Raw genomic sequence first — 10491 nt, 5'->3', positions numbered from 1 at the left:
GTCGCCCCTTCGCAATTGTTTACATGATCATCCTGGCAGCCGCCACCTTGGCCACGTTCTCGATGTTCTCCTCGTTGGCCGGGCTTTCGCCTTTCTGAAATCCGACCTCCATGAGATTCAGATGGACGAAACCACTGAACCCCGCCTCTTCGAGCGTCTTCTTGGCGCAGTTCAACGGGCAACCATCGATGACCAGAACACTGGCCGCGGCCTCGGTGGATTTAACGATGCCGCTGACGCGCCCGCCGATCCCGGCCAAGCAGAACATGCGGCCCACACCATCCCTGGTGAGCTTGCGCGCGGCCTGGTCAGCCAAGGCGCCCACGTCGGCCCCACCCGAACAGGCAAAAATGAGTTTCGGGGCTCCTCCGCACGCACAGGAACAGGAATTCTTTTCGGACATAACGACTCTCCTATTTGACCAGAATTTTTTTCAGTTCATCCACGGTCGGCACCTTGCCGACAAATTTGACGTCTCCATCCACCACCAGGCCCGGAGTCATCATCACCCCGAACGCCATGATTTGATTCACGTCCGAAACCTTTTCGATCTCATACGCCAACCCCAGAGCGTCGGCCGCCGTCTTTACGGCTTCAGTCAACTTGACGCACTTGGGACACCCCGTGCCCAGAATCTGAATCTGAATCTTCATACATCCTCCTGATTTCAGAAATTGGGGCATCAACCCCAGATCGAGCCGTAAAAAAGACCCGAGAACGTGGCCATGACAATGACCAGACTGACAAAAACCACGGTCTTCTTCACGCCCATGATGCTGTTGATGACCAGCATGTTCGGCAGGCTGAGCGCTGGCCCGGCCAGAAGCAGGGCCAGGGCCGGGCCCTTGCCCATACCCGCGCCGATGAGTCCCTGCAGGATGGGCACCTCGGTCAGGGTGGCAAAGTACATGAACGCTCCGGCGAAGGAGGCGAAGAAGTTGGCCATAAATGAATTGCCGCCCACGGCCTTGGCCACCCACTCCGAGGGAATGAGGCCTTCATACCCGACGCGGCCCAGAAGCGCGCCGGCAATGAGCACGCCGAAAAGAAGGAGCGGCAGAATCTGCTTTGCAAATCCCCAGGATGCCGAAAACCAGTCTCCGGCCTCGCCTTCGTTCGTGCTCGTAAATGCGGACAAACCAATAACGCCGGCCGTGAACGCGATCAGCGGTTGATCCGGAAAAAAGAAAGCCAGAAGCACCACAGGCACAGCTGCGACGGCTACTTTCCACGCTTTGATCTCAAACCATGCCACGAGCATGAGTCCCAATGATACAGCAAAGAGAGATGTCAGGATCCATTTTGCACTGAAAATGGCGGCCCAAAGCCCAGTTTCTTCCTGAGGCCGAGCCCAATTGGCGAAAACAAGGATGGCGACCATGGAGGCGAAATAGAGCGCGTTCTGCCACAGGGGACGCTTAACTTCCTCCTCGATTTGAGCCATTTGGAGAACTTGCCGCTGAGCTTCTTCCTTGTGAAAGAAGACATGCATGAGCACGCCAATGATCACGCTGAACGATATGGCCCCCACTGCTCTTGCGATACCCATTTCAGTGCCGAGCACCCGTGCGGTCATGACAATGGCCAGCACGTTGATGGCCGGGCCGGAGTAGAGGAACGCGCAGGCCGGGCCAAGGCCCGCGCCCATGCGATAGATGCCGGCGAATAGCGGCAGCACCGTGCAGGAGCATACTGCTAGAATGGTGCCGGAGACTGCGGCCACTCCGTAGGCCAGAACCTTGTTGGCCTTGGCCCCCAGGTACTTCATGACCGAGCCCTGGCTGACGAAGACCGATATGGCGCCTGCTATGAAGAAGGCGGGGATCAGACAAAGGAGCACGTGCTCCTGAGCGTACCATTTGACGAGGTGAAACGCTTCGAGGATGGCGTTGTCAAAGCGCTGCGTGCCGACGGGCAGATAAAAACAGGCCAGGAATACAGTCACGATGATGGCCAACGGCTTCCACTCTTCCTTCCAGTTCATGGCAAACCCCTACTTGATTTGCGGCCGGTCCGAGAGGCCGGTCATTGAAAGATGTTCCAAGGCGCGTGCGGACAGCACGGCCTCCACGCAATGCATAAAATTCAACACGCACGGGACTTTGAGGCTGTAATACACCTGCTTGCCCCGTTTTTCGTCCTGGACGATGCCGGCCTGCTTGAGCACTGTCAGGTGCTTGGAAACCGTGGAGAAGTCTGCGTCGATGAGTTCGACGAATTCACAGACGCACTTCTCCCCAGACTCCAACTGCTCGACCATCCACAATCTAGTCGGATGCGCCAAAGCTTTGAGGACAGCAGCCTTGGCCTCATAAAATTTCTTGTCTTCAGCTTTCATGTTCGCTCCTTCATTTTCACAAATGACCAAATATGCATACGTACTTTCCTCGTCAATGAAAAATTTTGGTTGGACGAAATTTTCCTTTTCAATTTCTGACGAAAGGAGACGAAAAAGAATTGACTCGGAAAACGCTTGGCAATATCGCCAAGCGAAAATCTGAGGACAACCATGCTCATGCATATTCGCCCCACCAAGGAAGACTTCGAGGCCCGTGCCCGGGTCATGAAGGCCCTGGCCCATCCGACCCGGCTCATGATGATCGAGGAACTTTCGCGCGGCGAGCGCTGTGTCCGCGATCTGCGCGATCTGGCGGAATGCGACCTGTCCACTGTCTCCAAGCACCTCGCGCTGCTCAAAGACTCCGGCATCGTCGAGGATGAAAAGCGCGGCAAGCAGGTCTACTACCGCCTGCGCGTGCCCTGCGTGCTGAATTTCTTTCACTGCCTGGACTCGGTGCTCACAGCCCGTGACCGGTTGGGCTGATTCTTGGCCTTCAGGCCAATCAAAACTTCAACCTTTTACGGAGCTGTCATGAAAAAAGTTCACGTCATGGGCCCTGGTTGCCCCAAGTGCACGGAAACATTCAAGATCGTCGAGGCGGCCATCGCCGAATCCGGTGTGGAGGCCAGCCTGGAGAAGGTCAGCGACTTCACCGAGATCGCCAAGTTTGGCGTGTTCACCACCCCGGCCGTGGCCGTGGACGGCACGGTCAAGGTCATGGGAAAGGTGCCAAAGAAGGCCGAGGTGGTCGCCTGGCTGAAGGCATGACGCACCCCCGTGGCAATGCACTCCCCAGCGCACCGGCCCAGGGAGCCGCATCGCCACGGGCCGCGCACAGGAACGAATGTTGCTTTGAATCCGCAATTCCTTCGCAAAACGAACCTGTAACCGAGGTTGCCATGAAATTCCTTCGTCTTCTCCTCGCCGTCCTCTTCCTCGCTTCCGCAAGCCAAGCGCTTGCCACCTCGTCTCCGCTCATCTCCGGTGATCCCCAGGAAGTGCCCCTCAAGGGCATGGTCACCATGGTGGACATCGGCGCCAAGGCGTGCATCCCGTGCAAGATGATGATCCCGGTCATCGAAGCCCTGTCCGCAGAGTACGAAGGACGGGCCGGCATCGTGTTCATCGACGTCTGGAAGAACCCGAACGAGGCCGAGAAATTCGGCATCCGCGCCATCCCGACCCAGGTCTTCTATGACAAGGACGGCAAGGAGGTCATGCGCCACGAAGGCTTCTTTTCCAAAGAAGAGATCATCAAGGTTCTGACCAAGCTCGAGGTACAATAATGGATCAGTTCCTGATCCTCATCCACGAATGGATGGGGTCCGGGGCAGGGCTGGCGGCCGTGGGCTGCTTCCTGTGGGGCGTGGTCAGCGTCCTCTTCAGCCCCTGCCACCTGGCCTCCATTCCCCTCATCGTCGGCTACGTGGCGGGTCAGGACAAGCTGGTGGAAGGGCGGCAGGCCGCCCTCTACGCCGGCCTCTTCACGACCGGGTTGTTCCTGACCATCGCGGCCATCGGCGTGATCTGCGCGTGGCTTGGCCGGATGCTCGGTGACGTGGGCCCATATTGGACCATCGTTGTTGGGCTGATCCTCATATGGGTGGCCATGGACATGCTCGGCGTGGCCAAGTGCTCCATGGGCGGCAGCCTCTTGGGTCGCTTCAAGCTGCGCGGCATGGGCGGAGCCTTCGTTCTCGGTCTGGCTTACGGCATCCTGTCGGGCTCCTGCACCTTCGGCTTCATCGCCCCCATCCTGGCCGTCATCACGGTGCAGGAAAAGGTCATGACCGGCATCCTGCTCATTGTCCTTTTCGGCCTAGGGCACTGCATCCCCATCGTCATTGCCGGCAGTTCCACCGCACTGGTCCGCCGCCTCATGGCCAACGCCTCCTGGCAGCGCGGAGGCACGGCCTTCCGCCGCCTGGCCGGAATCCTCATCGGACTCATGGGTGTCTATTTCATGGCCAGACCGTTCATTTCCGCCTAACGTCTTCCGCTTGCCCGATGCCATGCAACCTTGCCGAAGGACATGAACCCATTGACTTATCCGCCTATGCGGATATGAACATATCCATGGAACGAACCGCCGAAACACTCAAAGCCCTGTCCGACCCCACCCGTCTGCGCATCGTCTCATTGCTCCGCCACGGCGAGCTGTGCGTCTGCGACCTGAAGGAAGCCCTGCAGATCCCTCAATCCACCGTGTCCAGGCATCTGGCCAGCCTGAAGAACGCGGGCTGGGTCAAGGCACGCCGCAGCGGGAAGTGGATGCACTACCTCCTGCTGGAGGAAATTCCGCCGCTCCAGGCGCGCATGGCGGAAATCCTCAAGGAGGAACTCCCGCTTATCGACGTATGCCAAGAGGACGACCGGCGATACTTTGCCTATCTCGCCGTCAAACCGTCGCAATCCTGTGACTGATAACTCATAGAGAGGCTCTCATGACCGAATCCGTCATCCGCAAACTGTCCTTCCTGGACCGCTACCTGACCATGTGGATCTTCCTGGTCATGTTCATCGGCGTGGGGCTGGGCTATCTGACGCCCGGCGTGAAGGATGTCATCAATGCCTTCCAGATCGGAACCACCAACATTCCCATTGCCATCGGCCTCATCCTCATGATGTACCCGCCCCTGGCCAAGGTGAAATACGAAGAGCTCGGCCACGTCTTCCGCAACGGCCGCGTCCTGGCCCTGTCCCTGGTCCAGAACTGGATCATCGGGCCCGTCCTCATGTTCCTGCTGGCCATCGGTTTGCTGTCCGGCTACCCGGAATACATGGTCGGCCTCATCCTCATCGGCCTGGCCCGCTGCATCGCCATGGTCATCGTCTGGAACGACCTGGCCAAGGGCGACACGGAGTACTGCGCAGGATTGGTGGCCTTCAACTCCATCTTTCAGGTTCTCTTTTTCTCGGTCTACGCATGGGTCTTCATCACGGTCCTGCCCGGCTGGTTCGGCCTGACCGGCATGGAGGTGGACATCTCCATGGGCCAGATCGCCGAGAGCGTCTTCATCTACCTGGGCATACCCTTCCTCGGCGGCATGATCACCCGTTTCGTGGGCCTGAGGACCAAGGGCAAGGACTGGTACGAGAAGGTCTTCATCCCGAGGATCAGCCCCTTCACGCTCATTTTCCTGCTGTTCACCATTCTGGTCATGTTCTCCCTCAAGGGCGAGTACATCGTGCAGCTGCCCATGGACGTGGTGCGGGTGGCCATCCCGCTTACGATCTACTTCCTGGTCATGTTCCTGGTGTCCTTCTACCTCTCGGCCAAGGCCGGGGCGACCTACGAACAGTCCACGACCTTGAGCTTCACGGCGGCATCCAACAACTTCGAACTGGCCATCGCCGTGGCCATCGCCGTTTTCGGCATCAACTCGGGACAGGCCTTCGCCGCAGTCATCGGGCCCCTGGTCGAAGTGCCGGTGCTCATCGGCCTGGTCGGCGTGGCCCTGCGCTTCAAGGAAAAGTACTTCCCGCACGCCGTAAGCACCTTGCAGGGTGTCTGCCATGTGCGGGTCAAACCCAACAACTGAGCACCACATGCACAAAGTTCTCTTCGTCTGCATCCACAACAGTGCCCGCAGCCAAATGGCCGAGGCATTCCTCAAGAAACTCGGCGGCTCGGACTTCGAAGTCGAAAGCGCGGGCTTCGAGCCTACGGCCATCAATCCGCTGGTTGTCGAAGTCATGTTTGAGGAAGGCATTGACCTGGCCCGCAAGGGAACCCAGTCCGTGTTCGACCTGTTCAAGAAAGGGCGAGTCTTCACACACGTCATCACGGTCTGCGACGATTCGCAGGAAAGCAAATGCCCCATCTACCCCGGCATGACCCACCGGCTGCATCTGCCCTTCCCTGACCCGGGAACCTTGACGGGTGACCGAGAAGAGCAACTGCGTCAGGCCAGGGTTATCCGCAACAGTATAAAGCAGGCCATCGAGGAGTTCATCTCGTGGGTGCGCGACAAGAAGCCGCTCGGAGATTCTTGGCATGTCAAGGCCACAAGGGTGGGCGCATGAACATACTTTTTCTCTGTACCGGCAACTCCTGCCGCAGCCAGATGGCCGAAGGGTGGGCCAGGCATCTGAAAAAGGGCGTGATCGAGGCCAGCTCGGCCGGCATCGTGCGCCACGGCCTGAACCCTTACGCCGTGCGCGTGATGGAGGAGGCGGGAGTGGACATGTCCGGCCATTTGTCCAAGACCCTGGACGACCTGACGGGCCTGGAGTTCGACACGGTGGTCACGCTGTGCGGGCACGCTAGCGAAACGTGCCCGTTCTTTCCGGGACAGGTCCGCCGGGTGCATCGCGGCTTCGACGACCCGCCGAGCCTGTGCGCCGACATGACGGACGAGGAGGAGATCCTGTCCGTCTACCGCCGGGTGCGCGATGAGATCCGGGAGTTCGTGAGCGGGTTGCCCGGCTCTCTGGATTGATCCGCAGAGAAAGCACCCCGCGACGCCGCAGGCGGCAGGGATGCGTGCAGGCCCAAAATAGCGGGGCGCCCAGGCAAAAGCATGGGCGCCCCGCATCCATTTCGCTCAGTTCATTTGACGACGATCAGCTCGTACTCCCGGGTGCCCAGCCCGATCTTCTCGGCATGCTCCAGGCAGGAGCGCCATTCCGATTGGGGCGTGGAGTTTTTGAAGTGATCGTGATGGTCAAGGAAGTCGGGCCTCGACATGTTCTCGAAGAGATGGCTCCCCGGGAGCGGCTTGGCCTTCATACAGGCGTCCACGCAGGCCTGGTCCAGGGCCAGCGGATCGAAGGAGGCGAACATACCCAGGTTGGGCAGGATGGGCACGTCGTTTTCCCCGTGACAATCGCAGAAGGGCGAAACGTCGACGATCAGGGAAATGTGGAAGCACGGGCGGCCGTCCACCACCGCCTTGGTGTATTCCGCCATGCGCCGGTTCAGGAGTTCGTTGGCCGCGAAGTTCGTGAAGGCGATGGCGTCGAAATTACACGCCCCGAGGCAGCGGCCGCAGCCGACGCAGTTGTCCTCGTTGACGCGCATCTTTTTGGCCTCGGCGTCGAAAAAGAGCCCGTCGTTGGCGCATTCCTTCAGACAGGCCATGCAGCCCCGGCACTTGGCCTCGTCGATGGACGCCTTGCCGCCGCTGTGCTGCTCGGTCTTGCCGGCCCGGGAACCGCAGCCCATGCCGATGTTCTTGATGGTGCCGCCGAACCCGGTCATCTCGTGGCCCTTGAAGTGCGTCAGGCTGATGAACACGTCGGCGTCCATGACGGCCCGCCCGATCTTGGCCTCCTTCACGTACTCCCCGCCTGCCACCGGCACCGCGATATCGTCCGTCCCCTTCAGCCCGTCGCCGATGAGGATGGGACAGCCGACGGAGAGCGGCGTGAACCCGTTTTCCCATGCGCACTCCAGGTGCTCCAGGGCGTTCTTGCGCTTGCCCGGGTACATGGTGTTGCAGTCCGTCAGAAACGGCTTGCCGCCCAGTTCCTTGACCACGTCGGCCACGGCCTTGGCGTAGTTGGGACGAAGGTAGCTGATGTTGCCCAGTTCGCCGAAATGCAGCTTGATGGCCACGAACTTCCCGTCCATGTCGATCTCCCCGATCCCGGCCTTCCTGATCATCTTCTTGAGCTTGGTCGGCAGTCCGTCACCAAAGGCCACCGTGCGGAAATCCGTGAAATACACCTTCGCTTTTTCCATGTCCTCCCACCCTTGATTCATGTTGCAGCGGCGACTGAGAGCGGTTCCCGGTTCTTGGCGCGTCCCCGGTCAGGGAAGCGCCGGGACCGCCCTAGCGTATGAAATTGGTCACGACCTTCTGCTCCGCTTCCGGCATGGGGATGCCCGCCTTGAGCGCGGCCTCCTTGCACCGGAGCAACCAGGCCATGTTGCGCCCCAGGACGCGCATGATCTGCATGCCCTCCAGATCCTGGCGCACCTCGTCGGGCGTGTTGCCGTGGACCATGTTCCAGTAGCGCGAGGAGACAATGGGCATCTCGGCCAGGGTCATGTACTTGTTGAGCTGGTCCAGAGTGGCGGTGGTCCCGGCCCGACGGGCGGAGGCCACGGCGGCCGCCGGCTTGAGGCGGAAGACCGGGCGCCCGGCGCCGGAGCTGGAATAGAAGGCGCGGTCCATGAAGCAGGTCATGGCCCCGCCGGCCGCGGCGTAGTGCACGGGGGAGCCGAAGACAAAGCCGTCGGCCTTCTCGGCCAGGTCCACGAACTCGTTGACCCTGTCGTCGAAGACGCAGCGGCCGAGTTTGGCGCACTTGCGGCAGGCGATGCACCCGGACAGGGGCTTGGTTCCGACCTGGAAGATCTCCGTCGTCACGCCCCATTCATCGAGGGCGGCTGCCACGGTTTCGAGGGCCGTGAAGGTGCAGCCGTGGGGATGGGGGCTGCCGTTGACCAGTATGACATGCATGGTTTTTCTCCTGAGATTCTTGCATGGAAGGCTGATGTCCCAAACGGGCGGTCCGGGCCCGGATATGCCCACAAGTCCGCGTCGTGGAAACAAGCGGTGCAATGGAATCCGTTACTCTGCTTCGGGTGCGATTTCCAGGGCAAAAACAGTTGTGTGCGTCAAGTTCAGCAAATTCTCCACGGCATGATGGGTAACCTCAAGCATCTGGCGACCGAGAATGGGCCTACCCAAAGCTCGTCGGAGATCGCCAGATGCGTTTTCCATTAAGCAACCAGTTCCATCAAAGCCTTCTTCTTCATCTCAGTCAGCAGGCTCATATCCAAGTACCTGTTCGCCTCGATCCAGTTCTCATGCGTCTCGACCGCAAGGGCTCTGATGAGGCGTAGGCAGCTTTCCTCGTTCGGGAATATCCTGACGACCTGGGTCCGCCGTTTGATCTCTTCATTGAGTCTTTCCAGCATGTTGGTCGACTTCAGATGCTTATGATGCCCGAAAGGAAGTCTGTAGAAAGACAGGGTTTCCTCGATATTGTCTTCCACCCATGAGCACAGCTTGGGGTATTTCTCCTGCCACCTCAAAAGCCAGGCGACCATGTCCTTGCGGGCCTCGGCAAGGTCCCGCCGGTCGTAGATCCAGCGCAGCTCCCGCAGACAGTCATCATCTGCCTTTCGCGGCAAGTGATCGAGGGCATTGCGCAGGAAGTGGACGTAACAGCGCTGCCAGACCGCCTCGGGTAGGGCTTCCCGTAGCGCCTTCTTCAACCCGGCGTGGTCGTCGCTGACCGCCACTTCCACCCCTTTGAGTCCTCGCTGCTTGAGGCCCAAGATAAAATCCTTCCAGGAGCTTGTGCTTTCACGGTTGGCCAGTTCCACGGCCAAAATCTGCCGGCGGCCTTCCCAGTCGATCCCGATGGCGATCATCACCGCCCGGCTGCGTATCGCTCCGCAATCACGGACCTTCTCGTAGCGGGCATCAAGAATCAGATAGGGATAGGCTTCCTCCAGAGTCCGGCTGGCGAACTGGGCCAGTTGCTCGTCTAAACGCTTCACGATGGCGCTGATGGAACTGGCAGAGAAGGAGTGACCACAGAGTTCCTCGGTGACCTGTCTCACCTTCCGTGTGGACACGCCTTGGATGTACATCTCCGCCAATGCCGAGACCAACGCCTTCTCGCTTCGCTGGTAGCGTTCGAAAACCTGGGTGGAGAACTGTCCCTGGCGGTCCTGCGGAACACGGAGTTCGAGCTTGCCGACGCGGGTGATCAGCGTCCGGCCATAATAGCCGCTACGGTAACCCACTCGGCCCTCTGTGCGTTCCCCCTTGGTTGCGCCAAGGGCAGCGTCCATCTCGGCTTCCAACGTTTGCTGGACGACCGTACGGACGAGTTCCTTCAAAACATCCTGTTCGCCTTCAAGAAGCCCTTTCAGTTCAGACGCCGATACGATAGAATTCTTCCTGACCATGGCAGACTCCTCCCGGAGTTGTGGATTGGTGGTACAACCCACACATGCCATGGTCTTTCTTTTTGCTGAAGATCCCGCACACTACCGCAAAAACGCGGAGCGCAGTCCGCCGTATACAGCGCGAACGTTAATGAACCGGGCCGCCCGCCTGCAATTCCCGAGGCCGGTGGTTCACCCCTCAAAACTCAGGCGCGGCATCGGACGTTGTCCAGACAGGCATCGCCTTACCGAGGACCGGACGCCGCGTCAGGGCTCGGCCCCTTGTCCCACCATTGCC

Annotated in this window: 15 protein-coding genes; 8 read left to right on the top strand and 7 right to left on the bottom strand. The window is 59.7% G+C overall.

The window, feature by feature from the left end:
* Nucleotides 1-19: 19 nt before the first annotated feature.
* From ACYQ3G_RS08290 to ACYQ3G_RS08275, 4 genes are read right to left on the bottom strand one after another with little or no spacing between them, the layout of a single operon-like run.
* Nucleotides 20-403, bottom strand: coding sequence for a putative zinc-binding protein (locus tag ACYQ3G_RS08290; RefSeq protein ID WP_459824691.1), 384 nt, complete (start codon nt 401-403; stop codon nt 20-22).
* Between the two features lie 10 nt (nt 404-413).
* Nucleotides 414-653, bottom strand: a complete 240-nt coding sequence (locus tag ACYQ3G_RS08285; protein ID WP_459824688.1) for a thioredoxin family protein — start codon at nt 651-653, stop codon at nt 414-416.
* A gap of 29 nt (nt 654-682) precedes the next feature.
* Nucleotides 683-1984 (bottom strand): permease, encoded by a 1302-nt coding sequence (locus tag ACYQ3G_RS08280; protein ID WP_459824686.1) that lies wholly within the window; start codon nt 1982-1984, stop codon nt 683-685.
* A 9-nt stretch (nt 1985-1993) separates the two neighbouring features.
* Nucleotides 1994-2338 (bottom strand): ArsR/SmtB family transcription factor, encoded by a 345-nt coding sequence (locus tag ACYQ3G_RS08275; protein WP_459824683.1) that lies wholly within the window; start codon nt 2336-2338, stop codon nt 1994-1996.
* A 171-nt stretch (nt 2339-2509) separates the two neighbouring features.
* On the opposite strand from ACYQ3G_RS08275, the gene ACYQ3G_RS08270 reads away from it, so the two are divergent.
* The 8 genes from ACYQ3G_RS08270 (at nt 2510) to ACYQ3G_RS08235 (ending at nt 6783) form a co-directional block, all read left to right on the top strand.
* Nucleotides 2510-2824 carry an ArsR/SmtB family transcription factor gene (locus ACYQ3G_RS08270; protein WP_459824680.1) on the top strand — a complete coding sequence of 105 codons (315 nt, stop codon included), beginning with the start codon at nt 2510-2512 and terminating at the stop codon, nt 2822-2824.
* Nucleotides 2825-2872: 48 nt separating this feature from the next.
* Nucleotides 2873-3109, top strand: coding sequence for a thioredoxin family protein (locus tag ACYQ3G_RS08265; RefSeq protein ID WP_459824677.1), 237 nt, complete (start codon nt 2873-2875; stop codon nt 3107-3109).
* A gap of 131 nt (nt 3110-3240) precedes the next feature.
* Complete coding sequence (locus ACYQ3G_RS08260) at nt 3241-3627, top strand: thioredoxin family protein (protein ID WP_459824675.1); 387 nt, start codon at nt 3241-3243, stop codon at nt 3625-3627.
* Entirely contained in the window at nt 3627-4331 is a 705-nt protein-coding gene (locus ACYQ3G_RS08255) for a cytochrome c biogenesis CcdA family protein (protein WP_459824672.1), read from the top strand. The genes ACYQ3G_RS08260 and ACYQ3G_RS08255 overlap by 1 nt, the downstream gene beginning before the upstream one ends.
* A gap of 86 nt (nt 4332-4417) precedes the next feature.
* Nucleotides 4418-4765, top strand: a complete 348-nt coding sequence (locus ACYQ3G_RS08250) for an ArsR/SmtB family transcription factor (RefSeq protein WP_459824669.1) — start codon at nt 4418-4420, stop codon at nt 4763-4765.
* Between the two features lie 20 nt (nt 4766-4785).
* The gene (gene arsB, locus ACYQ3G_RS08245) at nt 4786-5883 is read left to right on the top strand and encodes an ACR3 family arsenite efflux transporter (protein ID WP_459824666.1); all 1098 of its coding nucleotides are present in this window, start codon (nt 4786-4788) and stop codon (nt 5881-5883) included.
* A 7-nt stretch (nt 5884-5890) separates the two neighbouring features.
* Complete coding sequence (locus ACYQ3G_RS08240; protein WP_459824663.1) at nt 5891-6367, top strand: arsenate reductase ArsC; 477 nt, start codon at nt 5891-5893, stop codon at nt 6365-6367.
* A complete protein-coding gene (locus ACYQ3G_RS08235; RefSeq protein WP_459824661.1) occupies nt 6364-6783 on the top strand; it encodes an arsenate reductase ArsC in 420 nt (139 codons plus the stop codon). The genes ACYQ3G_RS08240 and ACYQ3G_RS08235 overlap by 4 nt, the downstream gene beginning before the upstream one ends.
* 110 nt (nt 6784-6893) lie before the next feature.
* Here the strand turns inward: ACYQ3G_RS08235 and ACYQ3G_RS08230 are convergent, their stop codons facing one another.
* From ACYQ3G_RS08230 to ACYQ3G_RS08220, 3 genes are all read right to left on the bottom strand, one after another.
* A complete protein-coding gene (locus tag ACYQ3G_RS08230) occupies nt 6894-8027 on the bottom strand; it encodes a DUF362 domain-containing protein (protein WP_459824659.1) in 1134 nt (377 codons plus the stop codon).
* A gap of 91 nt (nt 8028-8118) precedes the next feature.
* The gene (locus tag ACYQ3G_RS08225; RefSeq protein WP_459824657.1) at nt 8119-8751 is read right to left on the bottom strand and encodes a flavodoxin family protein; all 633 of its coding nucleotides are present in this window, start codon (nt 8749-8751) and stop codon (nt 8119-8121) included.
* Between the two features lie 263 nt (nt 8752-9014).
* On the bottom strand, nt 9015-10214 hold the full coding sequence (locus ACYQ3G_RS08220) for an IS256 family transposase (RefSeq protein ID WP_459824655.1): 1200 nt from the start codon (nt 10212-10214) through the stop codon (nt 9015-9017).
* Nucleotides 10215-10491 lie beyond the last annotated feature (277 nt).

The sequence above is a fragment of the Desulfomicrobium salsuginis genome (genome assembly GCF_054657795.1).
Note: the sequence above shows the minus strand (reverse complement) of the source record. Positions and strands in the feature narration are given on the sequence as shown.